Here is a 26191-nt window from a genome sequence, read left to right as displayed (position 1 = left end):
CTTGCCCCGGCAAGCCTTTTCTTTTTGAAGAGCCCGATATGAGCCAAGCACTGCGCATCGTCTTCGCCGGCACCCCGGAATTCGCCGCCGAGCACCTCAAGGCCCTGCTCGATACGCCGCACGAGATCGTCGCCGTCTACACCCAGCCGGACCGTCCGGCCGGCCGCGGCCAGAAGCTGATGCCCAGCCCGGTCAAGCAGCTCGCCCTGGAGAACGGCCTGACCGTGCATCAGCCGCCGACCCTGCGCGACCCGGCCGCCCAGGCTGAACTCGCGGCGCTCAAGCCGGACCTGATGGTGGTGGTGGCCTACGGGCTGATCCTGCCGCAGGCGGTGCTGGACATCCCGCGCCTGGGCTGCATCAACAGCCACGCCTCGCTGCTGCCGCGCTGGCGCGGCGCCGCGCCGATCCAGCGCGCGGTAGAAGCGGGCGATGCCGAAAGCGGTGTCACCGTGATGCAGATGGAAGCCGGCCTGGACACCGGGCCGATGCTGCTCAAGGTCAGCACGCCGATTTCCGCCGAGGATACTGGCGGCAGCCTGCATGACCGTCTGGCCGAGCTCGGCCCGAAAGCCGTGGTCGAGGCCATTGCCGGTCTCGCCGCCGGCACGCTCGAGGGCGAAGTGCAGGACGATGCCCTGGCCACCTACGCACACAAGCTGAACAAGGAAGAGGCACGCATCGACTGGTCGCGCCCGGCCGACGAACTGGAGCGCCGCATCCGCGCCTTCACGCCCTGGCCGGTCTGCCACACCACCCTGGGCGATGCCGCGCTGAAAGTGCTCGGCGCCAAGCCCGCGCAGGGCAAGGGCGAGCCGGGCAGGATCCTCGACGCCAGCCGCGACGGCCTGCTGGTCGCCTGCGGTGAAGGCGCACTGCTGCTGACCCGCCTGCAACTGCCCGGCGGCAAGCCGCTGGCCTTCGCCGACCTGTTCAACAGCCGCCGCGAGCAATTCGCCGCCGGCCAGGTGCTGGGCGCATGAGCACCAATCCCCGTCTGGCGGCGGCCCGCGCCCTGGCCGCCGTACTCGCCGGCCGCGCCTCGCTGGGCAGCTCGCTGCCGACCCAGCTGGAAAACGTCGAACCGCGCGATCGCGGCCTGGTGCAGGAGCTGGCGTTCGGCGCCGCCCGCTGGCAGCCACGCCTGTCCACCCTCGCCGCGCGCCTGCTGCAGAAGCCGTTCAAGGCTGGTGACCGCGACGTCGAGGCGCTGCTGCTGGTCGGCTTGTACCAGTTGCTCTACACCCGCATTCCGCCGCACGCGGCCATCGGCGAGACCGTCGGCTGCGCGGACAAGCTGAAGAAGCCCTGGGCCAAGGGCCTGCTCAACGCCGTGCTGCGCCGCGCCCAGCGCGAGAGCGAAACCCTGCTGGCCGAAGTCGACAAGGACCCGGCCGCGCGCCTGGCGCATCCGCGCTGGCTGCAGAAGGCCCTGAAGAAATCCTGGCCCGAGCAGTTCGAAGCCATCTGCGCCGCCAACAACGCCCACCCGCCGATGACCCTGCGGGTGAACCGCCGCCACGGCAGCCGCGATGCCTATCTGGAAGAGCTCAACCGCGTGGGCTTCGAAGCCGTGGCCTGCGAGTTCAGCCGCGACGGCATCAACCTCGTGCAGCCCTGCGACGTGCGCGAGCTGCCAGGCTTCGCCGAAGGCCGCGTCAGCGTGCAGGACGAAGCCGCGCAACTGGCCGCCGACCTGCTGGAACTGGCGCCCAACCAGCGCGTGCTGGACGCCTGCTGCGCCCCCGGCGGCAAGACCTGCCACCTGATGGAAGCCGAGCCCGCGCTGGCCGGCGTGGTCGCCGTGGACCTGGAAGAGAGCCGCCTGGTGCGCGTTCGCGAGAACCTCGCGCGCCTGCAGCTGGATGCCCAATTGTTCGCCGCCGACGCCCGCGACACGGCCAAATGGTGGGACGGCAAGCCATTCCAGCGCATCCTGCTGGATGCCCCCTGTTCCGCCACCGGGGTGATCCGCCGCCATCCGGACATCAAGCTGACCCGCACCGCCGAGGACATCGAAGCGCTGGCGCAACTGCAGGGCGAACTGCTCGATGCCCTGTGGGCAACCCTCGAAGTCGGCGGCGTGCTGGTCTATGCGACCTGCTCGGTGATGCCCCGGGAAAACAGCGAGCAGATCGCCGCGTTCCTCGGTCGCACCCCCGGCGCGCGCGAGCTGGACCTGCCCGGCCCCTGGGGCATCAAGCAGCCGTACGGTCGCCAGCTACTGCCGCAGCAAGGCGGGCATGACGGCTTCTACTATGCCAAGCTGATCAAGATTTCGGCGAAGTAACAGGCGCCGACTCCCAACGGATCGAAACGGAAAGCACCCCGCTCCATGAAGATCATCATCCTCGGCGCCGGCCAGGTCGGCGGCACTCTGGCCGAGCACCTGGCCAGCGAAGCCAACGACATCACCGTGGTCGACACCGACGGCGAACGCCTGCGCGACCTCAACGACCGCCTCGACATCCGCACCGTCCAGGGCAAGGCCTCGTTCCCCACCGTGCTGCGCCAGGCCGGCGCCGACGACGCGGACATGCTGGTGGCGGTGACCAACAGCGACGAAGTGAACATGGTGGCCTGCCAGGTCGCCTATACCCTGTTCAACACCCCGACGCGCATCGCCCGTGTGCGCGAGGCGGCCTACCTGACCCGCGCCGGGCTGTTCGACAACGAAGCGATCCCGGTGGACGTGCTGATCAGCCCCGAGCAGGTGGTGACCAACTACATCAAGCGCCTGGTGGAATATCCCGGCGCCCTGCAGGTGATCGACTTCGCCGAAGGCAAGGCGCAGCTGGTGGGCATCCGCGCCTACTATGGCGGCCCGCTGGTGGGCCAGGAGCTACGCCAGCTGCGCGAGCACATGCCCAACGCCGATACCCGCGTGGCGGCGATCTATCGACGCAACCGGCCGATCATTCCCCAGGGCGACACGGTGATCGAGGCCGACGACGAGGTGTTCTTCATCGCCGCCAAGGCCCATATCCGAGCGGTGATGGGCGAGATGCGCCGCCTGGAAGACAGCTACAAGCGAATCATCATCGCCGGCGGCGGCAACATCGGCGAGCGCCTGGCCGAGGCCATCGAAAGCCGCTACCAGGTGAAGATCATCGAGATGAACCCGGCGCGCTGCCGGCACCTGTCCGACCACCTGGACAGCACCATCGTGCTCCAGGGCAGCGCCTCCGACCGCGACCTGCTGCTGGAAGAGAACATCGGCGACACCGACCTGTTCCTCGCCCTGACCAACGACGACGAGGCGAACATCATGTCCTCGCTGCTGGCCAAGCGCCTGGGCGCGCGCAAGGTGATGACGCTGATCAACAACCCCGCCTACGTGGACCTGGTGCAGAGCGGCGACATCGACATCGCCATCAGCCCGCAGCTGGCCACCATCGGCACCCTGCTGACCCACGTGCGCCGCGGCGACATCGAGAGCGTGCACTCGCTGCGCCGGGGCGCGGCGGAGGCCATCGAGGTGGTCGCCCACGGCGACGCCAAGTCGAGCAAGGTGATCGGCCGCAAGATCAGTGACGTGCACCTGCCGCCGGGCACCACCATTGGTGCGGTGATCCGCGACGACGACGTGCTGATCGCCCACGGCGAGACGGTGATCGAAACCGGTGACCACGTGATCCTCTTCGTGGTGGACAAGAAGCGCATCCGTGACGTCGAGCGGCTGTTCCAGGCCGGTCTGACGTTCTTCTGAGAAGGAGCCCCGACATGCTCGAAGGCCTGGAAAAGATGCTCGCCAAGGGCGTGGACAACCCGCTGCTGCGCTTCGGCCTGGGCAAGGGTTACCTGGATGCCGGCGACGCGGCGAAAGCCGCCGAGCACCTGCGCCGCTGCGTGGAGCAGGACCCGAAGTACTCCGCCGCCTGGAAGCTGCTGGGCAAGGCGCTGCAGGCCGAGGGCGACCTGGACGGCGCCCGCGCCGCCTGGACCGACGGCCTGGCCGCCGCCCAGGCCCATGGCGACAAGCAGGCGGAGAAGGAGATGACGGTGTTCCTGCGCAAGCTGGACAAGACCAAGGGCGCGTAAGCGCCCTTTGTCATCCGCCAGCCTCGAAGGGCGAGATTACTTGTAGGACCGAGGGGGCGCCTCGCCCTTGCTCGCGAACCGCATGACACCGGAGCTGGTGCCAGGTGTCCGCGAGCAAGCTCGCTCCTACAGAAAAGCAGGCCGCGCGTTAAAGAACTTCGGCCGCCACCGCATCCACCGCCGCCTTGGCGATGCCGACGATCTCGTCCGCCTCGGCGCGGGTCAGCACCAGCGGTGGGGCGAAGCCGAGGATGTCGCCGTGGGGCATGGCGCGGGCGATCATGCCGCGTTCCAGGCAGGCCGCCGAGACCTTCGGGCCGACCTTCAGCGCCGGGTCGAACGGCGTGCGCGCCTCGCGGTCGGCCATGAATTCCAGCGCCGCCAGCATGCCGTCGCCACGCACCTCGCCCACCAGCGGATGACCTTCGAAGGTCTGGCGCAGCTGGTGATTGAGGTAGCCGCCGACCTCCGCCGCGTTGGCGGTGATGTTCTCCCGCTCGAGGATGTCCAGGTTGGCCAATGCCGCCGCCGCGCAGATCGGGTGGCCGGAGTAGGTCCAGCCGTGGCCCATGGCGCCTTCGCGGGTCGACGCGCTGTCGATCACGTCCCACACCTTCTCGCCGACGATCACCGCCGACAGCGGCGCGTAGGCGCTGGTCAGGCCCTTGGCCGTGGTGATCAGGTCCGGGCGCATGCCGTAGCGCTGGCTGCCCATCCTGTCGCCGAGGCGGCCGAAGGCGCAGACCACTTCATCGGCGATCAGCAGCACGTCGTACTTCGCCAGCACCGCCTGGATCGCCTCCCAGTAGCCCTTGGGCGGGACGATGATGCCGCCGGTGCCCATCACCGGCTCGCCGATGAACGCGGCCACGCTGTCCGGGCCTTCGGCGAGGATCAGGTTCTCCAGCTCCTGGGCACAGTGGCGGACGAAGGCCACCTCGTCCATGCCGGCCGGCGCCTTGTAGAAGTGCGGGCAGAGCGTATGCTTGACGCCTTCCACCGGCAGGTCGAAGTGCTGGTGGAAGCTCGCCAGCCCGGTGAGGCTGCCGGTGACGATGCCCGAGCCGTGGTAGCCGCGCTGGCGGGAGATGATCTTTTTCTTCTGCGGCCGGCCCAGCACGTTGTTGTAGTAGCGCACCAGCTTGACCTGGGTTTCGTTGGCATCGGAGCCGGAGAGGCCGTAGTAGACCTTCTTCATGCCCGCCGGCGCCCAGTCGCGGATGATCCGCGCGGACAGCTCGATGATCGCCTCGGAGGAGTGCCCCACGTAGGTGTGGTAGTAGGCCAGCTGCCTGGCCTGCTCATGGATGGCGTCGGCCACTTCGGTGCGGCCGTAGCCGATGTTCACGCAGTAGAGGCCGGCGAAGGCGTCCAGCAGCTCGCGGCCCTGGTGATCCCGGATGTGCACGCCGCTGGCGCCGGTGATGATCCGCCCCGGCAACGTGCCGCTGGCGTGATCGTGGGCGTGGGTCGAGGGGTGCATGAAGTGCGCGCGGTCGTCTTCGAACAGCTTGGCGTATTCGGTCATGGCGGTGGTCTCCCGGTCAGATGGCGCCGTGGTGCAAGGCGAAGTACTTGGTTTCGACGAAGGGTTCGAAGCCCTCGCTGCCGCCCTCGCGGCCGAGGCCCGAAGCCTTCATGCCGCCGAAGGGAATGGGGTGGCCGGTGAACTTGGCGCCGTTGACCGCCACCATGGCGAACTCCAGGCGCCGCATCAGCGGCCAGATGTGATCCAGGCGTTGCCCACAAAGGTAGGCGGCCAGGCCGTACTCGGTGTCGTTGGCCTGCCGGACGGCTTCGTCCAGGTCGTCGTAGGCGCTGACGCCGGCAATCGGCGCGAAGTTTTCCTCGCGCCAGATGCGCATCTGCGGGGTGACGTCGGCCAGCACGGTTGGCTGGTGGAACCAACCGCCCAGCGCATGGGGTTCACCGCCGGCGAGCAGGCGCGCGCCCTGGGCGATGGCGTCCTGCACGCGCTCGCAGGTGACGTCGAAGGCGCCCTGGTGCATCAGCGGGCCGATCTGGCTGCGCGAGTCGCTGGCCGGGCCGACGCGCAGTTCACGCACGGCGCGGGCGAAGCGTTGCAGGAAGGGTTCGTAGAGTTCGCGGGCGACCAGGATGCGGTTGGCCGCGCAGCAGTCCTGCCCGGAGGTCTGGAACTTGGCGTCGATGGCGAACTTCACCGCCTGCTCCAGATCGGCGTCGGGCAGCACGATGAAGGGCGCGTTGCCGCCCAGTTCCAGGGCGACCTTCTTCACGTCCTGGGCGGCCGCTTGCAGCACGAGCTTCCCTACGCGGGTCGAGCCGGTGAAGCTCACGGCGCGCACGCGGCTGTCGCCGACCAGGGTTTCCATGGCCATCTGCGGCTCGCCGAGCACGACGTTGAACACACCGGCGGGGAAGCCGGCCTCATCGGCCAGTTGCGCCAGGGCAAAGGCGGAGTAGGGCGTCTCGTGGGCCGGCTTGACCACCGCGGTGCAGCCGGCGGCGAGCGCGGCGGCGGCCTTGCGGGTGATCATCGCGGAAGGGAAGTTCCACGGCGTCAGCAGCGCGGCGACGCCAACGGGTTCGACCACCGTGCCCAGGTGCGCGCCGGGAATGTGGCTGGGGATGTTGCGGCCGTTCAGGCGGCGCGCTTCCTCGGCGAACCAGGGGATGAAGCTGGCGGCGTAGTCGATCTCGCCGAGGGCTTCGGCCAGCGGCTTGCCCTGTTCCAGGCTGAGGATCTGCGCGAGGTCGTCGCGGTGCTGGCGGATCAGCTCGGCCCAGCGGCGCAGCAGCGCGCCACGGTCATCCAGGCTGCGTGCACGCCAGGCGGGAAAGGCGGCGGCGGCCGCATCGACGGCACCGACGATCTGCTCGCGGTCGAGCAGCGGCACATGGCCGATCGCTTCGCCGGTGGCGGGGTTGTCGACGGCGATGCTGGCGCCGCTGGCGCTGTGCAGCCAATGGCCGTTCACGTAGCAGAGCGACTTGAACAGCAGGGGATGGGCGTAGGACATGGCGGCGGCTCCTCATGCGGATGGCATGGGAACCATCCTAGGGGCCGCGGGCGCACGGTTTTTTCCTAAGCGGGGGACGGCGGCGGCAAATCTTTTTGCAGTTCTGCCGCCGCTGTTGGGCTTTTTCGGGTGGGCTCAGATGGCCGCGGGTTGGCGCCGCAGATTGCGGGTAATGGCGCTGAGCAGCATGCCGTAGAGCGGCACGAAGAGCATCAGCATGACCGCCAGCTTCACGCCGTAGTCGACCCAGGCGATCTCCACCCAGTGCTCAGCCATGAAGGGGTTGTCGCTGTGCCAGAAGGCGATGGAGAAGAAGGTGAAGGTATCCAGCAGGTTGCCGAACAGGGTCGAGACCACCGGGGCGATCCACCACTGGCGCAGGCGACGCAGGCGGTCGAAGACCTGGATGTCGAGGACCTGGCCGAACACGTAGGCCAGGAAGCTGGCCAGGGAAATCCGCGCGACGAAGGTGTTGAATTCGCCCAGCGATGCGAAGCCTCTGAAGGCGCCTTCCTGGAAGATCACCGAGATCACGTAGGAGGCCAGCAGCGCCGGGATCATCACCCGCGCGATGACCAGCCGCGCCGGGCGCTTGCCGAGCAGGCGGACGGTGAGGTCGGTGGCCAGGAAGATGAATGGGAAGCTGAACGCGCCCCAGGTGGTGTGCCAGCCAAAGAGGGTCATTGGCAGCTGCACCAGGTAGTTGCTGGCGATGATGATCAGGATGTGGAACGCGACCAGGCCGGCGAGTGCGCCGCGCCTTGCCGCCGGAAGGGATGCCGACATGCTTCGGGCCTTTTTCGTCGATGGGGTGAGGGAACCCATGCCCGGCACCATGCCGAGCGGCGCGCATTGTATACGAATCGGACCCTGAAGTCAGGATTTTTTGGGTGTTTTTTGTTCAGCTCCGGCACGGCGCCCGAGGCACCTGTAGGAGCGAGCTTGCTCGCGAACCGCCTCACGCCAACGTCGTCGGGAATTTGTTCGCGAGCAAGCTCGCTCCTACGAAGAGCAGCCCTCCTGCGCCTCAGCGGGAATCGCCGCATCCAGCGTCTTGATCACCTTGGTGACGATGTAGGTGAAATACCGCTCGATGCCCACGTCCTCCAGCAGCAGCTGGTCGATGAAGCGCTGGTAGTGGTCGATGTCGCGCGCCTGGATCATCGCGATGTAGTCCACCCCACCGCCGGTGGCGTAGCAGAAGCCCACCTCCGGCGCCTGTTGCAGGCGCTGCTCGAAGCGCTTCATGTCCTGCGCGGTGTGGCGCGCCAGGGTGATTTCCACCAGCACCTGCTGCTGCCTGAACAGCGCCGGCCAGTCGATCTGTGCGCGGTACCCCTTGATCAGCCCGGCCTCCTCCAGCTTGCGCACGCGCTCCCAGGCCGGGCTGACCGAGAGGTTGATCGCCTCGGCCAGGCTCGACTTGGTGATGCGCCCGTCGCCGGCGAGGATGCGCAGGATCTTCAGGTCGTAGCGGTCGAGCTTGATCATGGCGGGCTCCCGTTCAGTCCAAAACCTCGGCGACCACCGCAAGGGTGTCGCCGATCTGCACCAGCCCGGGGAAATGCCGCGCGGCGAGGATGCCGCTGCGCTTGGCGCAATACTCCACCGGCGCTGCTCCGGTACGCAGCACGTCGTGCACCCGCGCCAGCACCTCGCCGCGTTCGACCCGGTCGCCCAGGTCGCGGCACATCTCGAGCAACCCACCATGTTCGCTGGCGACGAAGCAGTCACCATCGGGCATGTCGAGCATCACCGACTTCGCCGGCTCGACCTTGCCGCGCAGGATGCCGGCCTGCACCAGCACGTTGCGCACGCCGCGCCAGGCGATGGCCACGCTGCGCGCCGTGCTGCTGCCGCCGCCACCCAGTTCGGTGGTGACGAACAGCTTGCCCTGTTCCTCGGCGGCGGTGTCGTACATGCCCACCGCGTCCAGTTCCAGCATGCGCATGGCATAGGGCGCGGCGAAGGCGCGCATCAGCGCCTCGCTCGCTTCCTGCTGGGCCTTGTCCGGCAGCACGTGGCAGGCGGCGAAGGGCAGGAAGTCCAGCGTCCGCCCGCCGGAGTGGATATCCAGCACCACGTCCGCCAGCGGCAGCAGGGTGCGCTGGAAGTAGTCGGCGATCTTCTGCGTTACCGTGCCGTCGGGGCGGCCGGGGAAGCTGCGGTTGAGGTTGCCGGCGTCGATGGGCGAGGTGCGCTTGCCGGCGAGGAACGCCGGGGTGTTCATGAACGGCACGATGATCACCCGGCCGCGCACGTCCTCGGCGCGCAGCTCCTGGGCCAGGCGGCTGAGCGCCACCGGCCCTTCGTACTCGTCGCCGTGGTTGCCGCCGGTAAGCAGCGCAGTGGGGCCGTCGCCGTTCTTCACCACGCAGATGGGGATCATCACCGCGCCCCAGGCCGAATCGTCCCGCGAGTAGGGCAGCTTGAGGTGGCCGTGCTGCACGCCGTCGCGCTGGAAATCGACGCTGGCGGAGATGGGGTTTTCGCGCAAAGCCTGTGTCATTGCCTTACTCCTTCACGAACAACTGGCGCGGGTAGTCGCAGAAGGTCTCCACGCCGCGCTCGGTGATGAAGATGCTTTCGGTGATCTCCAGGCCCCAGTCGTCCATCCACAGGCCGGGCATGAAGTGGAAGGTCATGCCCGGTTCGAGCACGCTGTTGTCGCTCGGGCGCAGGCTCATGGTGCGTTCGCCCCAGTCCGGCGGGTAGCTGATACCGATGGGGTAGCCGCAGCGGCTGTCCTTGTGGATGCCGAATTTCTCCAGCACGCCGAAGAAGGCGCGGGCGATGTCACCTGTGGTGTTGCCCGGCTTGGCCGCGTCGAGGCCGGCGGCGATGCCTTCGACCACGGCCTTTTCCGCGTCGAGGAAATGCTGCGGCGGCGTGCCGAGGAACACGGTGCGCGACAGCGGGCAGTGGTAGCGCTTGTAGCAGCCGGCGATCTCGAAGAAGGTGCCGGCGCCGCGCTCGAAGGGCGTGTCGTCCCAGGTCAGGTGGGGTGCGCTGGCGTCGGCGCCAGTGGGCAGCAGCGGGACGATGGCCGGATAGTCGCCGCCGTGGCCGTCGGCACCGAGGATACCGGTGCTGTAGATCTCGGCGACCAGTTCGTTCTTGCGCATGCCCGGTTCGATGCGCTCGACGATGTGCGCATGCATCTTCTCGACGATGCGCGCGGCGACACGCATGTACTCGATCTCGCGCGGGGATTTCACGGCGCGCTGCCAGTTCACCAGGGCGGTGGCGTCGACGAACCTGGCGTTCGGCAGGTTGGCCTGCAACGAGCGGAAGGCGGCGGCGCTGAAGTAGTAGTTGTCCATCTCCACGCCGAGGGTCCGGCCCGCCCAGCCGCGCGCGGCGATGACCTCGCGGGACAGGTAGTCCATCGGGTGGCGCTCGGTGGACTGCACGTAGTGGTCGGGGTAGCCGACGATGTTGTCCGCCTGCATGAACACGGTGCGCCGCGCGCCGTTGGCGTCCTGGCCACGGCCGAACCAGACCGGCTCGCCGTCCAGCGCCAGCAGCACGCACTGGTGCACGTAGAAGGACCAGCCGTCGTAGCCGGTGAGCCAGGCCATGTTCGACGGGTCGGTGACCAGCAGCAGCTCGATGCCGCGCTCAAGCATGCTGGCGCGGACCTTGGCGATCCGCTGGGCATATTCCTCCCGGCTGAAGGGGAGGTTGACGACGATTTCGGACATGCGGAAATCCTCTTTCGGTTTTTGTTTTTTGTAGGAGCGAGGGGGACGCCTAGTTCTTGCTCGCGAACCCGCCCAGCGCAGGCGCTGCCGGAAATCTGTTCGCGAGCAAGCTCGCTCCTACAGGTGTTTCCCGGCTCTTCCCGCGAAGCGGGACGAATTTTTCAGCTGCTGAAGCGGAACCCCTTGCCCATCCGCTGCGCCCGCTGGAAGGCCAGGCCGGCGATGGCGGTGTCCTGGGCGCCGGTGCCGGTGAGGTCGCAGAGGGTGATGTCCTCGGCGCGACGGCGGCCTGCGCGCTGCCCGGCGATGACCTGGCCCAGTTCGGCGAAATCGGCATCGAGACTGACGTTGCCGGCCTCCACCGCATGGTGCAGTTCGCCCAGCACCAGGGTCTGGCTGAGTCGGTCGGCGACGTAGCAGTCCACCGTCGCCAGCGCGTCTGCGGCGACCTCGTTCTTGTGCTCGGCATCGGAGCCCATGGCGGTGATGTGCAGGCCGGGGCGCAGGTGCCGCTTGTGGATCAGCGGCTCGCGGCTGGGCGTGGTGGTGATGGCGATGTCGGCGCCTTCCAGCGCTTCGTCGACGCTGGCGCAGGCGGTGACCGGAATGCCCAGGCTGGTGCTCAGTTCTTCCGCGCATTGCCGAGCCTTGGCGATGTCCCGCGCCCAGACGCTGGCGCCTTCGACGGGACGCACCAGGCACAGCGCCTTGAGCTGCAGCCGCGCCTGTTCGCCGGCGCCGATCAGCGCGACCTGGCGCGAGTCCTCGCGGGACAGCCACTTGGCCGCCACCGCGCCGGCGCAGGCGGTGCGCACGGCGGTGAGGTAGCCGTTGTCCAGCAGCAGCGCATCGAGCAGCCCGGTTTTCGAGGAGAGCAGCATCATCATGCCGTTGAGGCTGGGCAGGCCGAGCCTGGGGTTGTCGAAGAAACCGGGACTGACCTTGATGGCGAAGCGCGGCAGGCCGGGCAGGTAGGCGGTCTTCACGTCCACCTCGCCGTTGTGCTCGGGCACGTCCAGGCGAAGGATCGGCGGCATCGCCACCGGCGCGGTGGCGAGCAGGCGGAACGCGTGTTCGACGGCGTCGAGGCTTTCGTGGTCGAGCGCCACGCAGGCACGCAGGTCGGCTTCGCTGAGCAGGGTGACGTCAGCCATGGATGGATTCCTCGAGGATGCGTTGGTGTTGTTCGATGGCGATGTTGCGGCCGCTGACGATCACCACCACCGGCCCGACCGGGGCGATCAGGCCGTCCAGCAGCGCGGCGATGCCGACCGCGGCGGCGCCTTCCACCACCTGCCGCTCCTCGCGGTAGGCGTGGCGGATGCCGGCGGCGATGGAGTCTTCGTCGAGCAGGTGCAACTGGTCGCAGTAGTCGCGGGCCAGGGCGAAGGTGTAGCGGTTGTCCAGGCCGATGCCGCCGCCGAGGGAGTCGGCCAGGGTCGGCAGTTCTTCGACTTCCACCGGGTGGCCGGCGGCAAGGCTGGCGGCCATGGCAGCGCCGCGCCGCATGCAGATGCCGTGCAGGCGGATGCTCGGGTCGACGTGCTTGAGCGCCAGCGCCACGCCGCCGAACAGCCCGCCACCGGAGAGTGGAACCAGCACCTGGCGCACGTCAGGCAGTTGTTCGAGGACTTCCAGCCCGAGAGTGCCCTGGCCGGCGATGATCTGCGGATGGTCGAAGGGCGGCAGCAGCGTCGCGCCCTGCTCGCGTGAGATACGCTCGGCTTCGGCCTGGGCGTCGTCCTGGCTGTGGCCGACGATGCGCACCTCGGCGCCGAGTTCGCGGATCGCCTGGACCTTGTTCGCCGGCACCAGTTGCGACAGGCAGACGGTGGCGGGCACGCCGAGCATGCGGGCGGCATGGGCCAGCGCCCGGCCGTGATTACCGGTGGACGCGGCGACCACGCCCTTGGCTTTCTGCTCATTGCTGAGCAGGGCGATCGCATTGCTGGCGCCGCGCAGCTTGAAGCTGCCGGTGATCTGCTGCGATTCGAGCTTGAGGTACACCGGCGCGCCGAGCAGGCGCGACAGGCTGGGTGAATGCTCCAGCGGCGTCTGCCGCACCAGGCCCTGGATGCGCTGGCGTGCGCGGTACAGCTCGACGAGGTGAATCGGCTCCATCTCGACCTCCGGGTATGCAGTTGGGCCGAGTGTAGGGGCGGGAAATTGTCGCGATGAATGTACTAGGACGATGTAGTCGTCAGCGGTGATTTCCGCATGTCGGAGCGCAAGAGCCGAGAGCTTTCGTAGGGCGGATAACGCACCTGCGTTATCCGCCGCAGGAAGCAGGCGGGGAACGGGCTGAGGCCCGCGCGGAATGTTTCAGGCAGGAGCGAGCTTGCTCGCGAACCCGCCCAGCGTCAGAGCCTTCGCGAGCAAGCTCGCTCCTATAAAAGAGCCACCTGTTCAGCGTTAGAAATCGTGAATCTTCGGGTACTGCCCGAACAGCTCGCGCATATCTTCCAATGCAGAAACCATGCGCTCGTCGCTGCACTCCGCGCCCATGCACAGGCGTATCGCACGCGGGCGTGGGGTGCCGCGAACCATGAAGGGGTCGGGCGGGGTCACGGCGATATGCCGGTGGCGCAACTCGCGCACCAGGCTGTCCAGCTCCCAGTGCTCGGGAATGCCGATCCAGGCGCTGAGGGAGTGCGGATCGCGGCCCAGCAGAGAGTCGCCCAACCACTCCTGCACCCATCCCTGGCGCTTCTCCAGCACACGGCGTTGCAGCGCGATCAGCGCCTGGGCGTTGCCGTTGTGAATCCACCGCGAGGCCACCTCGGCCAGCAATGGCGTGGCCATCCAGCTATTCACCCGCAGGATGCTTTCGGTGCGCAGCGCCAGCCGGCGAGGCATGGCCAGGTAGCCGATGCGCAGGCCGGTGAGCACGCTCTTGGTGAAGCTGGTGCAGTAGAAGGACAGGTCCGGCAGGTAGTGGCTGAGCGGGGGCGGTCGGCGATCGCCGAGCAGCGGGCCGTAGACATCGTCCTCGATCACGTGGACGCCGTAACGCTGGGCGATGGTGGCAATCTCCCGGCGGCGCGAGTCGGGCATCAGGCTCGACGTCGGGTTGTTCAGGTTCGGCGTGCACACCAGCGCGGTGATGCGTTCGTTGGCGCAAAGGTCCTCGAAGTGTTCCGGGTCGATGCCTTCGCGGTCGATCTCCACGCCCTTCAGGGTAAAGCCCAGCACCTGTGAGTTGCCGATCACACCGTGGTCGGTGAGCTGTTCGCAGAGCACCACGTCGTCCGGCCCGGCGAGGGAAGCCAGCGCGAGGAAGATGCCGTGGGCGGCGCCGTTGGTGATCAACACGTCGTCGCGCTCGCGCTGCAGGCCCTGTTGCGCCAGCCATTGCACGCCGGCGTCGCGGTGGGCGTCGAAGCCGGCCACCGGGCGGCAGGCGCGCATCCACGGCTGGTCGCTTTCCTGCGCCAGCGTGCGGCAGGTCTCCTGCCACAGGCGGTCGTGCTCGCGGGTATGCACGATGCTGGCGATGGAGAAGTCCACCAGGGCGCGTTCGGGGTGGTCGACCATGTAATGCGCCATGCCTTCGGTCATCCGTCGCGAGACGAAGCTGCCGCGCCCCACCTCGCAACGCACCAGGCCCTGGCGCTCCAGTTCCTTGTAGGCGTTGGTCACCGTCTGCACGCTGATCCCCAGGCCGTCGGCGACCTGACGCTGCGGCGGCAGGCGCTGGCCGTCGCTGAGCAGGCCCTGCTCGATATCGCCGGCAATGGCCTGCACCAGGGTCTTGTACTTGGATTCGCCGACCCGCAGGTCGGCCAGGGCGCGACGCCAGGCTTCCATCTTGAGCGCTCCGTCTGGTCAGGCGCTCAGAGTGACCGACCAGCACACCGGCAGCAATTGTCCTAGTGCAATGTTGACGCACACCCCCGCTTTGTATGCTCGGGTGCAGGACATCGGACCGCATTGTCAGGCCCGTGCAGAAAAAACCCGCAGATGCGCTCGTCGCAACGGTGGCTTTTTCCCGCCGCGAGCTTGTCGATCGGTAAGAGCCGCAAGACGGCCGGGCTTAGTCTGGCGTCGTTGCCCCATCACCTCGCCTGGCGAGTGAACTTCGGAAGGCCCCGCAGGGGCCCTGCCAACAAGAACAATAGTCGTACGACATTGCTACCTGCCATCCAGCGCCGCGCGCCGAACGCGCCGGCAAGACGATCAGGAGATCCGAAGATGAGTACCGCCCCTGTTTTGCTGCACCGCCTGAGCCTCGCCTGTACCCTCGTCGCCTGCGCGCTGGCCAGCGCCGGCAGCTACGCCGAGACCACCCTCGAACGCATCCGGAGCACCGGCACCGTGCGCATCGGCTACGCCAACGAAGCGCCGTTCGCCTATACCGAGACCTCCGGCAAGGTCACCGGCGAATCCCCGGAAATCGCCAAGCAGATCTTCACCAAGATGGGTGTGAAGAAGATCGAGCCGGTGCTCACCGAATGGGGCGCGCTGATCCCCGGCCTGCGCGCCGGCCGCTTCGACGTGATCGCCGCCGGCATGTACATCACCCCGCCGCGCTGCCAGCAGGTGATCTTCACCGACCCGCACTACCAGATCCCCGACTCGCTGCTGGTGAAGAAGGGCAACCCGAAGAACCTGCACAGCTACGCCGACGTGAAGAACAACCCGGACGTGAAGCTGGCGATCATGTCCGGAACCGCCGAGCTGGGCTACGCCCGCGCCGAGGGCGTGGCGGAAGAGCAGATCGTCCAGGTGCCCGACACCACCGCCCAGCTGCAGGCGGTGCGCGCCGGCCGCGCCGACGCCAGCGTCGGCACCGCACTGACCATGAAGGGCCTCGCGGCGAAAGGCGGCGATACGGTGGAAGCCATCGCCGACTTCAAGGACGACCCGTCGCACATCGGCTACGGCGCCCTGGCCTTCCGCCCGGACGACAAGGACCTGCGCGACGCGGTGAACGCACAGCTCAAGCCGTGGCTGGGCAGCGCCGAGCACCTGCAGACGGTCAAGCCGTTCGGCTTCGACAAGTCCAACGTCACCGACAAGACCGCCACCGAGCTCTGCAAACAGTGACCGGGCAGGGCGCGGCTCTGCCTTAGAGCGCGCCCGCCTGGCCGTTCCGTCGAACCTGTCGTTACGGGATGCGTATCATGGGTGAATTGCTTCCTCTGCTGCTGGAGGGCGCCTGGGTCACCGTCCAGGTGACCCTCTTCGGCTCCCTGCTGGCGATCGTCGCCGCCGTCATCGCCGCGCTCGGTCGGCTCTCGCCATGGCCTGCGGTACGCTGGCTGGCGATCGGCTACATCGAGCTGTTCCGCGGCACCTCGCTGCTGGTGCAGTTGTTCTGGCTGTACTTCGTGCTGCCGCTGCCACCTTTCAACCTGGAAATGAGCGCCTACAGCGTGGCGATCCTCGGCCTGGGCCTGCACATCGGCGCCTATGGGGCCGAGGTGATGCGCGGCGCCATCGGCTCGGTGCCCAAGGGGCAGTACGAGGCGGCGCTGGCGCTGAACATGACGCCCTTCACGCGCTTTCGCCGGATCATCCTGCCGCAGGCGCTGCTCTGTGCAATCCCGCCGGGCACCAACCTGCTGATCGAGCTGCTGAAGAACACCTCGCTGGTGTCGCTGATCACCCTCTCCGACCTGACCTTCCGCGCCCGCCAGCTGGACCAGGCGACCTTCGAGACGCTGAAGATCTTCGTCCTCACCCTGGTGCTGTATTTCGTCATGGCCCAGATCATCGTCTTCCTCATGCGGCGCGTGGAGCGCTGGTTGGGGCATGGCCGAATCCGCGGAGGCCTGTGATGAAACTCTTCGACTGGCACTTCGCCTGGCAGATCCTGCCGCAACTGCTGCACGCCTCGCTGCGCACCATCGCCATCACCCTGGTGGGCTTCGCCCTGGCGGTGGTGTTCGGCCTGCTGTTCGCCATTGCCCGACGCAGCCGGCACTTCTGGCTGTCGTGGCCGGCGGCCTGGCTGATCGAGTTCATCCGCAGCACGCCGCTGCTGATCCAGGTGTACTTCCTGTTCTACGTGCTGCCGACCTACGGGCTGAACATGACCGCGCTGGTGGCCGGCACGCTGGGCATCGCCCTGCACTACGCCTGCTACACCGCCGAGGTGTACCGCGCGGGCCTTGAGGCGGTGCCGCGCGGGCAGTGGGAAGCGGTGACGGCGCTGAACTTCTCACCCTTCAAGGCCTACCGCGAGGTGATCCTGCCCCAGGCAATCCGCCCGGTGCTACCGGCGCTGGGCAACTACCTGATCGCCATGTTCAAGGACACCCCGGTGCTCTCCGCGATCACGGTGGTGGAAATCATGCAGCAGGCGAAGAACATCGGCTCCGACAGCTTCCGCTACCTGGAGCCGATCACCCTGGTCGGGGTGTTCTTCCTGCTCATCAGCATCAGCCTGGCCGGCGTGGTTCGCCAGGTGGAAAAACGCACGGCGCTGCCATGACTGACTCTTCCGGAGGAAAACCGATGACCGTTCACTCCCTGCAAGCCGCCGGAGCCATGCCCCCTCGCGTGGCCCCCCAGGAGGCGCCTACCGCGCGCGCCGAGACCGCCCAGCCCATGGTGAGCTTCCGCAACGTGTGCAAGAGCTATGGCAGCTTCAGCGTGCTCAAGGACCTCAACCTGGAAGTCGGCGCCAACGAGAGGGTTGCCATCATCGGCCCCAGCGGTTCGGGCAAGTCGACCCTGCTGCGCGCGCTGATGACCCTGGAAACCATCGACAGCGGCGTGATCTCGGTGGACGGCGAACCGCTGACCCACCTGATGCGCAACGACAACCTGGTGCGTGCACCGGAAAGCCATGTGCGCCGGGTGCGCAGCAAGATCGGCATGGTCTTCCAGTGCTTCAACCTGTTCCCGCACATGACCGCGCTGCGCAATGTGATGGAAGCACCGGTGCAGGTGCTCGGCCTGCGCCGCGACGAAGCCCGCCAGCGCGCGGTGGAGTTGCTGGAGATGGTCGGCCTCGGCAACAAGCTCGACCACTATCCTTCGCAGCTCTCCGGCGGCCAGCAGCAACGGGTGGCCATCGCTCGCGCACTGGCGATGCGGCCGAAGGTGATGCTGTTCGACGAGGTGACGTCAGCGCTGGACCCGGAGCTGTGCGGCGAGGTGCTCAACGTGGTGCGCCGGCTGGGCACCGAGCACAACCTGACCATGCTCATGGTCACCCACCAGATGGGCTTCGCCCGCGAATTCGCCGACCGCGTGTGCTTCTTCCACCAGGGCAACATCCTCGAACAGGGCAGCCCGCAACAGCTGTTCGGCCATCCGCAACATGAGCGGACGCGGGCGTTCCTCAGCGCGGTGAACGAGGCGAACTGAGGATTTGGGCTTTTCGTAGAAGCGAGCAAGCTCGCGAACAAACGCTGCCGCGGGGCTCGGGTTCGCAAGCAAGCCCGCTCCTACAGAAAAGCAGTTCGCAATGCAGTGGGAATCAAGCGTTGCCGACGAAGCGGAAGCCCGCGCCTTCGGCGTCGCTGCGCATCACTTCCATCTCCAGGATCGGCGCGTCGAAGGGCAGGTCCTGCACCTGGCCATTCACCCGTATGCCGGCGGGCAATCCGGCGAGCATTTCATGGCGAACGTAGACACCGCCATCGGACAGGTCACGGGTATGGCCGAACACCTCGCCCAGGCTGGGATGGCTGATCTTGATCCGGCACTTCATCGGGGTACGCGGGTGTTGCCGTTGGTTGGCCATGGATGGCATCCGTCCTGAATGTCAGCGCACTAATGGGCCTGAAAGCAGGTGGCCGGGTCAAGCCAGCAACTGCAATAACAGCCAAAGGTTGGCGGCGCTGATGACGCCGAACAACACCCACGCCAGCACACGGGTGCCGATGCCGTTGGCAAACTCGCCCATCAGCGCGCGATCGCTGGTGAAGCGGATCAGCGGCCAGAGCGCGAACGGCAGTTGCAGGCTGAGCACCACCTGGCTGAACACCAGCAGCTTGCCCACCGCCTTGTCGCCCAGCATAACCACGCCGATCAGCGCCGGGATCAGCGCCAGCACGCGGGTGATCAGGCGGCGCTGCCAGCAGGGAATCTTCATTTGCAGGAAGCCGTCCATGATCACCTGACCGGCGATGGTGCCGGTGAAGGTGGAACTCTGCCCGGAGGCGAGCAGGGCAACGCCGAAGAGGATCGCCGCAAGGCCGGTACCTACCAGCGGTTCGAGCAGGCGGTAGGCGTCCTGGATTTCGGTGACGCCGGTGTGGCCGGTTTCGTGGAAGGCCGCCGCGGCGAGGATCAGGATCGCCGCGTTGACCAGTAGCGCGAGGCTCAGCGAGACCACCGTGTCGATGCGCGTCAGGCGGATCGCCGCGGCCTTGCCGTGGCTGCCGCTGACCTGCCGCGTCTGCACGATGGAGGAGTGCAGGTAGAGGTTGTGCGGCATCACCGTGGCGCCGAGGATGCCGATCGCCAGGTACAGCGGCTCGCGCTGGGTCACCGCGTCCCAGCTGGGCAGGAAGCCGGCGGCAACGTCCGGCCAGTAGGGCTTGATGAGGATCAGCTCGACCAGGTAGCAGCCGCTGATGGTGACGATCAGGCCGAGCATGATCGCTTCCAGGTGGCGGAAGCGCTGTCCCTTGAGGCCGAGCACGATGAGCGTGTCGAAGGCGGTGAGGATGACGCCGGTGACCAGGTCGACACCCAGCAGCAGGTGGAAGGCCAGGGCGCAGCCGAGCACTTCGGCGAGATCCGTGGCGACGATCGATAGCTCCGCCAGCAGCCATTGCAGGCGCGCCGTGCCGAGGCTGTAGCGGCTGCGCGAGAGCTGCGCCAGGTCCTGGCCGGTGACGATGCCCAAGCGCATCGCCAGGCATTGCAGGACCATCCCGGCAAGGCTGGAGAGCAGCACCACGAACAGCAGCTGGTAGCCGAAGCCCGAGCCGGCCTCGATGGCGGTGGCCCAGTTGCCCGGGTCCATGTAGCCGATGGAGACCAGCAGGCCGGGGCCGGCGAATTGCAGGATGCGTTTCCACAACGGCGCGCCGGCCGCGACCTGGATGCTGCCTTTGACTTCCGAGGGACAGAACGGCGCAGTGGCGGTGGTTGGCAGGCCGAGCATGGGGCTATTCCTGGCTTATGAGCGGACGATGCTGATGTGTGGAAAGAAACCTGTTTCGGGAGCCTCCGGCAACAGCTGTACCCGGGCCGGCGACGCCGTCACAGACGAATCAGTACCACCGGGCCTCGCCCTCGGGGCGCTTCTTGAAGCGCTTCATGGTCCACATGTACTGGCTCGGGTAGGCGCGCACGTAACGGGCCAGTTCGCGGCTCAAGGCGGCGACCGAGACTTCCATATCCTTGTCGTACATGTCCGCCGGCGCGGCTTCGAGGATCACCTTGTAGCCGCTGCCATCGGGCAGGCGCACCGCATGGAAGAACACTCCGCGCGCCTTGCCGCGCGAGAGCAGCGACGGCACGAACTTGCTGGTCAGCGCCGTGGTGCCCAGGTAGGGCACGAACAGGCCCGAGCCCAGGTCCGGCTCCGGGTCGCAGGGAATGCCGACGCAGCCGCCGTTCTTCACTTCCTTTATCACGCTCTTGATGCCTTCGGGCGTCGAAGGCGCGACGCGGTTGCCCAGCTGCACGCGCTGCTTCTTCAACAGCTCGTCCACCGCCTTGAGCTTGGGCGGGCGGTAGAAAATGATCGGCTTGGCGTAGGAGCAGTAGAAATGGTTGAGCACTTCCCAGTTGCCCAGGTGGCTGGTGATACCGACCAGGCCATCGCCGGAGGCCAGCGCTTCTTCCAGCACCTCCATGCCTTCCACTTCGAGGATGTACTGCAGCGACTTCTGCGGCGACCACATCCAGGCGCAGGCGCTTTCGGTGAGCGTGCGGCCGATATCCATCAGGCTCTGGCCGAGCAGCTTCTCCAGCTCCGCCTGGGACAGCTCGGGGAAGCAATGCGCCAGATTGGTCCGTGCAACCTCGCGGGAACGGTTGGGAATCTTCCACATCAGCCAGCCGATGGCCGCGCCCAAGACCCCCACCGCGCGCCACGGCAGCATGGCGAACAAGCGCAGGAAGCCCACCACCAGTGCGCCCTTGAATTTCTCCACGGGAAACTCCTTCATTCAGAGGCGCACATTCTAACCAGCGGCGAAGAGTGAAGGCGAAAGACGTACAGCAACCGAGACAACGATCGGCGTGAATCCGCGTGCCCGGTCGATCTCATGTAGGAGCGAGCTTGCTCGCGAACCGCCCCAACACCAATGTCGCCGGGAAACTCTGTTCGCGAGCAAGCTCGCTCCTACAAGCCACGTCGTCGGCGCAGCGATCTCCGTCCGTGATCAAGAGAGTTCGGCATAGCGGTCGCAGTCGGTGGTGTGGTCCATCACCATGCCAGTGGCCTGCATGAAGGCGTAGCAGATGGTCGGCCCGACGAAGTTGAAACCGGCCTTGCGCAGCGCCTTGCTCATGGCCTCGGCCTCGGGCGTCACCGCCGGCACCTGGCCGCGTTCACTGAAGTGGTTGACCTTGGGCTGGCCGCCGACGAAGGACCAGAGGAAGCCCACCGGGTCCTCCAGCTGCAGCCAGGCCTGGGCGTTCTGCCGCGCGGCCTTGAGCTTGGAGAGGTTGCGGATGATGCCGGGGTCCTGCATGCGTTCCTCGATTTCCTCGTCGCTCATGCGCGCCAGGCGCTCGGGGTCGAAGCCGAACAGGACTTCGCGGTAGCGCTCTCGCTTCTTCAGCACGGTGATCCACGACAGTCCGGCCTGGGCGCCCTCGAGAATCAGCATCTCGAACAGCGCCCGCGCATCGCGCTGGGGCACGCCCCATTCGGCATCGTGGTAGGCGATGTACAGCGGGTCGTCGTTACACCAGAAACAGCGGGGCATGGCAGTCGTCCTGACAGGGAAAGCCTGACTATAGCCAATCACCTGTATAAAAACACAGTCATCCAGCGGATTTTCCTGCCGATTCGTGATCTTCAGCCGGACGCCCGGAAATCGCTGTGAGGCCCAAGCTGCAAGCGTCTTGGGGTATACTGCCGGGTTTTAGTCGCATACCCAGCACAGGTGAAATTCGTGAGCCAGACTACGCCCGCCGTGCCCACCTTCCAGGACCTGATCCTCGCCCTGCAAAAATACTGGGCTGATCAGGGCTGTGTGGTGCTGCAGCCCTACGACATGGAAGTAGGCGCCGGCACCTTCCACACCGCCACCTTCCTCCGCGCCGTGGGCCCGGAAACCTGGAACGCGGCGTACGTGCAGCCCAGCCGCCGTCCCACCGACGGCCGCTACGGCGAGAACCCCAACCGCCTGCAGCACTACTACCAGTTCCAGGTGGTCTTGAAGCCCAACCCGGAGAACTTCCAGGAGCTGTACCTGGGCTCGCTGAAGGCCATCGGCATCGACCCGCTGGTCCACGATATCCGTTTCGTCGAGGACAACTGGGAATCGCCGACCCTCGGCGCCTGGGGCCTGGGCTGGGAAATCTGGCTGAACGGCATGGAAGTCACCCAGTTCACCTACTTCCAGCAGGTGGGCGGCATCGAGTGCTACCCGGTCACCGGTGAGATCACCTACGGCCTGGAGCGCCTGGCGATGTACATCCAGGGCGTCGATTCGGTGTACGACCTGGTGTGGGCCGACGGCCCGTTCGGCAAGGTCACCTACGGCGACGTGTTCCACCAGAACGAAGTGGAGCAGTCGACCTACAACTTCGAACACGCCAACGTCGAGAAGCTGTTCGAGCTGTTCGACTTCTACGAAAGCGAAGCCAACCGCCTGATCGAGCTGCAGCTGCCGCTGCCGACCTACGAGATGGTCCTCAAGGCCTCGCACACCTTCAACCTGCTGGACGCCCGCCGCGCCATCTCGGTGACCGAGCGTCAGCGCTACATCCTGCGCGTGCGCACCCTGGCCCGTAACGTGGCGCAGAGCTACCTGCAGGCCCGCGCCCGCCTCGGCTTCCCGATGGCCACCGCCGAACTGCGTGACGAAGTACTGGCCAAGCTGAAGGAGGCCGAATAATGAGCGCGAAGGATTTCCTCGTCGAACTGGGCACCGAAGAGCTGCCACCCAAGGCCCTGAAAAGCCTCGGTGAAGCCTTCCTGGGCGGCATCGAGAAGGGCCTGAAGGCCGCCGGCCTGACCTACGCCGCGGCGCGCTGCTACGCCGCGCCGCGGCGCCTGGCCGTGCAGATCGACCAGCTCGCCGTGCAGCAGCCCGACCGTACCGTGAACCTCGACGGCCCGCCGCTGCAGGCCGCCTTCGACGCCAGCGGCAACCCGACCCAGGCCGCCCTCGGCTTCGCCAAGAAGTGCGGCGTGGCCCTGGAACAGATCGACAAGAGCGGCCCGAAGCTGAAGTTCAGCCAGAGCATCGCCGGCCAGCCGGCCGTTGACCTGCTGCCGGGCATCGTCGAAACCTCGCTGAACGAGCTGCCGATTCCCAAGCGCATGCGCTGGGCGGCCCGTCGCGAAGAGTTCGTGCGTCCGACCCAGTGGCTGGTGATGCTGTTCGGCGACGCCGTCGTCGACTGCGAGATCCTGACCAGGAAGGCCGGTCGCGAATCCCGTGGCCACCGCTTCCACAACCCGGACAACGTGCGCATCTCCAGCCCGGCCAACTACCTGGAAGACCTGCGCAGCGCCCACGTGCTGGCCGACTTCGCCGAGCGCCGCGAGATCATCGCCAAGCGTGTGGCCGAACTGGCGGCCGAGCAGAAGGGCACCGCCGTGGTTCCGGCCGACCTGCTGGACGAAGTGACCGCCCTGGTCGAGTGGCCGGTGCCGCTGGTGTGCTCCTTCGAGGAGCGCTTCCTCGCCGTGCCGCAGGAAGCCCTGATCACCACCATGCAGGACAACCAGAAGTACTTCTGCCTGCTGGACGCCAATGGCAAGCTGCTGCCGCGCTTCATCACCGTGGCCAACGTCGAGAGCAAGGCGCCGGAGCACATCGTCTCCGGTAACGAGAAGGTCGTGCGTCCGCGCCTGACCGACGCCGAGTTCTTCTTCAAGCAGGACCAGAAGCAGCCGCTGGAAGCCTTCAACGCCCGCCTGAAGAACGTGGTGTTCCAGGCCCAGCTGGGCACCGTCTACGAGAAGGCCGAGCGTGTTTCCAAGCTGGCCGCCTACATCGCCGAACGCATCGGCGGTGACGCGACCAACGCCGCCCGCGCCGGCATCCTCTCCAAGTGCGACCTGGCCACCGAGATGGTCGGCGAGTTCCCGGAGATGCAGGGCATCGCCGGTTACTACTATGCCACTGCCGGTGGCGAGGCCAAGGACGTCGCCCTGGCGCTGAACGAGCAGTACATGCCGCGCGGCGCCGGTGCCGAACTGCCGACCACCCTGACCGGTGCCGCCGTGGCCGTGGCCGACAAGCTCGACACCCTGGTCGGCATCTTCGGCATCGGCATGCTGCCCACCGGCAGCAAGGACCCGTACGCCCTGCGCCGTGCCGCCCTGGGCGTACTGCGCATCCTCATCGAGAAGCAGCTGGACCTGGACCTCGCCGACGCCATCGGCGTGGCCGTGGCCCAGTACGGCGACAAGGTGAAGGCCGCCGGTCTGTCCGAGCAGGTGCAGGACTTCGTCTTCGACCGTCTGCGTGCCCGTTACGAAGACGAAGGCGTGGACGTTGCCGTGTACCAGGCCGTGCGCGCCCTCAAGCCGACCGCACCGCTGGACTTCGACCAGCGCGTGCAGGCCGTGCAGGCCTTCCGTCAGCTGGCGGAAGCCGAGGCCCTGGCGGCCGCCAACAAGCGTGTGTCGAACATCCTGGCCAAGGCGGAAAGCGAGGTTCCTGCCGCCGTCAACGCCAGCCTGTTCGCCGAGACCGCCGAGAAGGCCCTTGGCAGCGCCGTAGCGGCTGCCGAAGGCGAAGTGGCTCCGCTGGCCGCGGCTCGCGACTATCGCGCAGCCCTGGCCCGTCTGGCGGCCTTGCGCGCGCCGGTCGATGCCTTCTTCGAGGAAGTACTGGTCAACGCGGACGACAACGCCGTGAAGGCCAACCGCTACGCGCTGCTGGCCAAGCTGCGCGGGCTGTTCCTCGGCGTCGCCGACATCTCGCTGCTGGGCTGATGCCCACCTGAAAGCCGGGAGTTCGCAACGGTTCGCCGTGACGGACTCCCGGCTTTTTCATTTCCGACCTTTCCAAGCGTCTGACTTATCGAAGCGCCCATGAAGCTACTGATCCTCGACCGCGACGGTGTCATCAACCAGGACTCCGACGACTACATCAAATCCCTCGACGAGTGGATTCCGATCCCCAGCGCCATCACCGCCATCGCCCAGCTGAGCAAGGCCGGCTGGACCGTCGCGGTGGCCACCAACCAGTCGGGCATCGCCCGGGGCTACTACGACCTGGCGACCCTGGAGAGCATGCACCAGCGCCTGCGCGAACTGGTGGCGGAGCAGGGCGGTGAGCTCGGGGTGATCGTCTACTGCCCCCACGGCCCCGACGACGGCTGCGACTGCCGCAAGCCGAAACCCGGTATGCTGCAGCAGATCGCCCGCCACTACGGCGTGGAACTCCACGGTATCTGGTTCGTGGGTGACAGCCGGGGTGACCTGGACGCCGCGCTGGCCGTCGATTGTCAGCCAGTGTTGGTAAAGACCGGCAAGGGCGAGCGCACCCTGGGCAAAGCCTTGCCCGAGGGCACCCTGGTATTCGACGATCTGGCGGCAGTCGCTGCCCGTCTACTTTCCTGAGGATTCATCACAGTGCAGGCCATCAGAACCGTTCTCTTCTACCTGCTGCTGTCGTTCAGCGCCTTCGTCTGGGGCACCCTCAGCCTGTTCATCGCGCCTTTTCTGCCATTCCGCGCGCGCTATCGCTTCATCGCCCAGGCCTGGTGCAAGTTCGCGGTATGGCTGGCCACCTGGATGGTCGGCGTGCGCTATGAGCTCAAGGGTGTGGAGAACATCCCCGAGCAGCCCTGCGTGATCCTGGCCAAGCACCAGAGCACCTGGGAAACCTTCTTCCTCACCGGCTACTTCGAGCCGCTCAGCCAGGTGCTCAAGCGCGAGCTGCTGTTCGTACCCTTCTTTGGCTGGGCGATGGCGCTGCTCAAGCCCATCGCCATCAACCGTGACCAACCCAAGGTGGCCCTCAAGCAGATGGCCAAGCAGGGTGACGAGCGCCTGAAGCAGGGCGCCTGGGTGCTGATCTTCCCGGAGGGTACCCGCGTGCCCACCGGCCAGATCGGCAAGTTCTCCCGTGGCGGCGCGGCCCTGGCGGTCAACGCCAACCTGCCGGTGCTGCCGATCGCGCACAATGCCGGGCACTGCTGGCCGAAGAACGGCTGGGCGAAACATCCCGGCACCATCCAGGTCGTGATCGGCCCGGCGATGTATGCCGAGGGTGATGGCGCACGCGCCATCACCGAGCTCAACCAGCGCGCCGAGAACTGGGTCGTGCAGACCCTGCGAGACATGGGCGAGCTACCGCCCGAGGCCGCCCCTCAGGCGGTTGCCGAAGCCTCCTGAAG

25 protein-coding genes are annotated in these 26191 nt (G+C 67.0%); 12 read left to right on the top strand and 13 right to left on the bottom strand.

What is annotated here, in order from left to right; all coding sequences use genetic code 11:
* The first annotated feature begins 38 nt into the window (after positions 1–38).
* From fmt to ACAW63_RS04985, 4 genes are read left to right on the top strand one after another with little or no spacing between them, the layout of a single operon-like run.
* Positions 39–983, top strand: a complete 945-nt coding sequence (fmt, locus tag ACAW63_RS05000) for a methionyl-tRNA formyltransferase (RefSeq protein WP_371232082.1) — start codon at positions 39–41, stop codon at positions 981–983.
* The gene (gene rsmB / locus ACAW63_RS04995; protein ID WP_371232080.1) at positions 980–2290 is read left to right on the top strand and encodes a 16S rRNA (cytosine(967)-C(5))-methyltransferase RsmB; all 1311 of its coding nucleotides are present in this window, start codon (positions 980–982) and stop codon (positions 2288–2290) included. The genes fmt and rsmB overlap by 4 nt, the downstream gene beginning before the upstream one ends.
* Before the next feature lie 45 nt (positions 2291–2335).
* Positions 2336–3709, top strand: a complete 1374-nt coding sequence (gene trkA / locus ACAW63_RS04990; protein WP_275609475.1) for a Trk system potassium transporter TrkA — start codon at positions 2336–2338, stop codon at positions 3707–3709.
* A 14-nt stretch (positions 3710–3723) separates the two neighbouring features.
* Positions 3724–4041: a tetratricopeptide repeat protein gene (locus ACAW63_RS04985; protein WP_343575986.1), complete on the top strand. Its 318-nt coding sequence runs from the start codon at positions 3724–3726 to the stop codon at positions 4039–4041.
* A gap of 148 nt (positions 4042–4189) precedes the next feature.
* Here the strand turns inward: ACAW63_RS04985 and ACAW63_RS04980 are convergent, their stop codons facing one another.
* From ACAW63_RS04980 to ACAW63_RS04940, 9 genes are all read right to left on the bottom strand, one after another.
* On the bottom strand, positions 4190–5569 hold the full coding sequence (locus ACAW63_RS04980) for an aspartate aminotransferase family protein (RefSeq protein WP_371232077.1): 1380 nt from the start codon (positions 5567–5569) through the stop codon (positions 4190–4192).
* A 16-nt stretch (positions 5570–5585) separates the two neighbouring features.
* Positions 5586–7043: an NAD-dependent succinate-semialdehyde dehydrogenase gene (locus tag ACAW63_RS04975; RefSeq protein ID WP_371232075.1), complete on the bottom strand. Its 1458-nt coding sequence runs from the start codon at positions 7041–7043 to the stop codon at positions 5586–5588.
* A 135-nt stretch (positions 7044–7178) separates the two neighbouring features.
* Positions 7179–7829, bottom strand: a complete 651-nt coding sequence (locus tag ACAW63_RS04970) for a 7-cyano-7-deazaguanine/7-aminomethyl-7-deazaguanine transporter (RefSeq protein WP_371232073.1) — start codon at positions 7827–7829, stop codon at positions 7179–7181.
* Positions 7830–8045: 216 nt separating this feature from the next.
* Positions 8046–8534: an Lrp/AsnC family transcriptional regulator gene (locus tag ACAW63_RS04965; protein ID WP_371232071.1), complete on the bottom strand. Its 489-nt coding sequence runs from the start codon at positions 8532–8534 to the stop codon at positions 8046–8048.
* Between the two features lie 13 nt (positions 8535–8547).
* Positions 8548–9552, bottom strand: a complete 1005-nt coding sequence (gene doeB / locus ACAW63_RS04960) for a N(2)-acetyl-L-2,4-diaminobutanoate deacetylase DoeB (RefSeq protein WP_371232070.1) — start codon at positions 9550–9552, stop codon at positions 8548–8550.
* 4 nt (positions 9553–9556) lie between these two features.
* A complete protein-coding gene (gene doeA / locus ACAW63_RS04955; protein WP_371232069.1) occupies positions 9557–10747 on the bottom strand; it encodes an ectoine hydrolase DoeA in 1191 nt (396 codons plus the stop codon).
* 161 nt (positions 10748–10908) lie between these two features.
* A complete protein-coding gene (locus ACAW63_RS04950; protein ID WP_371232068.1) occupies positions 10909–11901 on the bottom strand; it encodes a cyclodeaminase in 993 nt (330 codons plus the stop codon).
* Complete coding sequence (gene eutB, locus ACAW63_RS04945) at positions 11894–12868, bottom strand: hydroxyectoine utilization dehydratase EutB (RefSeq protein WP_371232067.1); 975 nt, start codon at positions 12866–12868, stop codon at positions 11894–11896. Before eutB ends, ACAW63_RS04950 begins: the two co-directional genes overlap by 8 nt.
* A 291-nt stretch (positions 12869–13159) precedes the next feature.
* Entirely contained in the window at positions 13160–14554 is a 1395-nt protein-coding gene (locus ACAW63_RS04940; protein ID WP_371232065.1) for a PLP-dependent aminotransferase family protein, read from the bottom strand.
* Positions 14555–14938: 384 nt separating this feature from the next.
* Between ACAW63_RS04940 and ehuB the strand changes: the two genes are divergently transcribed.
* The 4 genes from ehuB (at position 14939) to ehuA (ending at position 18064) form a co-directional block, all read left to right on the top strand.
* Positions 14939–15793, top strand: a complete 855-nt coding sequence (gene ehuB, locus ACAW63_RS04935; protein WP_371232063.1) for an ectoine/hydroxyectoine ABC transporter substrate-binding protein EhuB — start codon at positions 14939–14941, stop codon at positions 15791–15793.
* Positions 15794–15870: 77 nt separating this feature from the next.
* Entirely contained in the window at positions 15871–16527 is a 657-nt protein-coding gene (gene ehuC, locus ACAW63_RS04930; protein WP_371232062.1) for an ectoine/hydroxyectoine ABC transporter permease subunit EhuC, read from the top strand.
* Positions 16527–17183 carry an ectoine/hydroxyectoine ABC transporter permease subunit EhuD gene (ehuD, locus tag ACAW63_RS04925; RefSeq protein ID WP_207884865.1) on the top strand — a complete coding sequence of 219 codons (657 nt, stop codon included), beginning with the start codon at positions 16527–16529 and terminating at the stop codon, positions 17181–17183. Before ehuC ends, ehuD begins: the two co-directional genes overlap by 1 nt.
* Before the next feature lie 56 nt (positions 17184–17239).
* Positions 17240–18064: an ectoine/hydroxyectoine ABC transporter ATP-binding protein EhuA gene (gene ehuA, locus ACAW63_RS04920; RefSeq protein ID WP_371234575.1), complete on the top strand. Its 825-nt coding sequence runs from the start codon at positions 17240–17242 to the stop codon at positions 18062–18064.
* Positions 18065–18176: 112 nt separating this feature from the next.
* Here the strand turns inward: ehuA and ACAW63_RS04915 are convergent, their stop codons facing one another.
* The 4 genes from ACAW63_RS04915 to ACAW63_RS04900 all read right to left on the bottom strand — a co-directional run bounded on the left by ACAW63_RS04915 (position 18177) and on the right by ACAW63_RS04900 (position 21591).
* Positions 18177–18443, bottom strand: a complete 267-nt coding sequence (locus ACAW63_RS04915; RefSeq protein WP_371232059.1) for a PilZ domain-containing protein — start codon at positions 18441–18443, stop codon at positions 18177–18179.
* Positions 18444–18500: 57 nt separating this feature from the next.
* Entirely contained in the window at positions 18501–19814 is a 1314-nt protein-coding gene (locus ACAW63_RS04910; protein ID WP_371232057.1) for an Nramp family divalent metal transporter, read from the bottom strand.
* A 109-nt stretch (positions 19815–19923) separates the two neighbouring features.
* Complete coding sequence (locus ACAW63_RS04905) at positions 19924–20811, bottom strand: lysophospholipid acyltransferase (protein WP_371232055.1); 888 nt, start codon at positions 20809–20811, stop codon at positions 19924–19926.
* Positions 20812–21042: 231 nt separating this feature from the next.
* Complete coding sequence (locus tag ACAW63_RS04900) at positions 21043–21591, bottom strand: DNA-3-methyladenine glycosylase I (protein WP_371232054.1); 549 nt, start codon at positions 21589–21591, stop codon at positions 21043–21045.
* 189 nt (positions 21592–21780) lie between these two features.
* Here ACAW63_RS04900 and glyQ point away from each other — a divergent pair, with 189 nt between their 5' ends.
* The 4 genes from glyQ (at position 21781) to ACAW63_RS04880 (ending at position 26189) form a co-directional block, all read left to right on the top strand.
* Entirely contained in the window at positions 21781–22728 is a 948-nt protein-coding gene (gene glyQ, locus ACAW63_RS04895) for a glycine--tRNA ligase subunit alpha (protein ID WP_275609457.1), read from the top strand.
* Positions 22728–24782 (top strand): glycine--tRNA ligase subunit beta, encoded by a 2055-nt coding sequence (gene glyS / locus ACAW63_RS04890; protein ID WP_371232051.1) that lies wholly within the window; start codon positions 22728–22730, stop codon positions 24780–24782. Before glyQ ends, glyS begins: the two co-directional genes overlap by 1 nt.
* A gap of 99 nt (positions 24783–24881) precedes the next feature.
* Entirely contained in the window at positions 24882–25412 is a 531-nt protein-coding gene (gene gmhB / locus ACAW63_RS04885; protein WP_371232049.1) for a D-glycero-beta-D-manno-heptose 1,7-bisphosphate 7-phosphatase, read from the top strand.
* 6 nt (positions 25413–25418) lie between these two features.
* The gene (locus ACAW63_RS04880) at positions 25419–26189 is read left to right on the top strand and encodes a lysophospholipid acyltransferase family protein (protein WP_371234574.1); all 771 of its coding nucleotides are present in this window, start codon (positions 25419–25421) and stop codon (positions 26187–26189) included.
* The last annotated feature ends 2 nt before the right edge of the window (positions 26190–26191 follow it).

This window comes from Pseudomonas sp. QE6 (assembly GCF_041379005.1).
Classification (GTDB): Bacteria; Pseudomonadota; Gammaproteobacteria; order Pseudomonadales; family Pseudomonadaceae; genus Pseudomonas.
This window is presented reverse-complemented; position numbering and strand designations above follow the sequence as displayed.

Bases quoted from the DNA above. Each gene is read 5' to 3' on its own strand.
- fmt (WP_371232082.1), top strand. From the start codon at position 39: ATGAGCCAAGCACTGCGCATCGTCTTCGCCGGCACCCCGGAATTCGCC.
- rsmB (WP_371232080.1), top strand. From the start codon at position 980: ATGAGCACCAATCCCCGTCTGGCGGCGGCCCGCGCCCTGGCCGCCGTA.
- trkA (WP_275609475.1), top strand. From the start codon at position 2,336: ATGAAGATCATCATCCTCGGCGCCGGCCAGGTCGGCGGCACTCTGGCC.
- ACAW63_RS04985 (WP_343575986.1), top strand. From the start codon at position 3,724: ATGCTCGAAGGCCTGGAAAAGATGCTCGCCAAGGGCGTGGACAACCCG.
- ACAW63_RS04980 (WP_371232077.1), bottom strand. From the start codon at position 5,569: ATGACCGAATACGCCAAGCTGTTCGAAGACGACCGCGCGCACTTCATG.
- ACAW63_RS04975 (WP_371232075.1), bottom strand. From the start codon at position 7,043: ATGTCCTACGCCCATCCCCTGCTGTTCAAGTCGCTCTGCTACGTGAAC.
- ACAW63_RS04970 (WP_371232073.1), bottom strand. From the start codon at position 7,829: ATGTCGGCATCCCTTCCGGCGGCAAGGCGCGGCGCACTCGCCGGCCTG.
- ACAW63_RS04965 (WP_371232071.1), bottom strand. From the start codon at position 8,534: ATGATCAAGCTCGACCGCTACGACCTGAAGATCCTGCGCATCCTCGCC.
- doeB (WP_371232070.1), bottom strand. From the start codon at position 9,552: ATGACACAGGCTTTGCGCGAAAACCCCATCTCCGCCAGCGTCGATTTC.
- doeA (WP_371232069.1), bottom strand. From the start codon at position 10,747: ATGTCCGAAATCGTCGTCAACCTCCCCTTCAGCCGGGAGGAATATGCC.
- ACAW63_RS04950 (WP_371232068.1), bottom strand. From the start codon at position 11,901: ATGGCTGACGTCACCCTGCTCAGCGAAGCCGACCTGCGTGCCTGCGTG.
- eutB (WP_371232067.1), bottom strand. From the start codon at position 12,868: ATGGAGCCGATTCACCTCGTCGAGCTGTACCGCGCACGCCAGCGCATC.
- ACAW63_RS04940 (WP_371232065.1), bottom strand. From the start codon at position 14,554: ATGGAAGCCTGGCGTCGCGCCCTGGCCGACCTGCGGGTCGGCGAATCC.
- ehuB (WP_371232063.1), top strand. From the start codon at position 14,939: ATGAGTACCGCCCCTGTTTTGCTGCACCGCCTGAGCCTCGCCTGTACC.
- ehuC (WP_371232062.1), top strand. From the start codon at position 15,871: ATGGGTGAATTGCTTCCTCTGCTGCTGGAGGGCGCCTGGGTCACCGTC.
- ehuD (WP_207884865.1), top strand. From the start codon at position 16,527: ATGAAACTCTTCGACTGGCACTTCGCCTGGCAGATCCTGCCGCAACTG.
- ehuA (WP_371234575.1), top strand. From the start codon at position 17,240: ATGCCCCCTCGCGTGGCCCCCCAGGAGGCGCCTACCGCGCGCGCCGAG.
- ACAW63_RS04915 (WP_371232059.1), bottom strand. From the start codon at position 18,443: ATGGCCAACCAACGGCAACACCCGCGTACCCCGATGAAGTGCCGGATC.
- ACAW63_RS04910 (WP_371232057.1), bottom strand. From the start codon at position 19,814: ATGCTCGGCCTGCCAACCACCGCCACTGCGCCGTTCTGTCCCTCGGAA.
- ACAW63_RS04900 (WP_371232054.1), bottom strand. From the start codon at position 21,591: ATGCCCCGCTGTTTCTGGTGTAACGACGACCCGCTGTACATCGCCTAC.
- glyS (WP_371232051.1), top strand. From the start codon at position 22,728: ATGAGCGCGAAGGATTTCCTCGTCGAACTGGGCACCGAAGAGCTGCCA.
- gmhB (WP_371232049.1), top strand. From the start codon at position 24,882: ATGAAGCTACTGATCCTCGACCGCGACGGTGTCATCAACCAGGACTCC.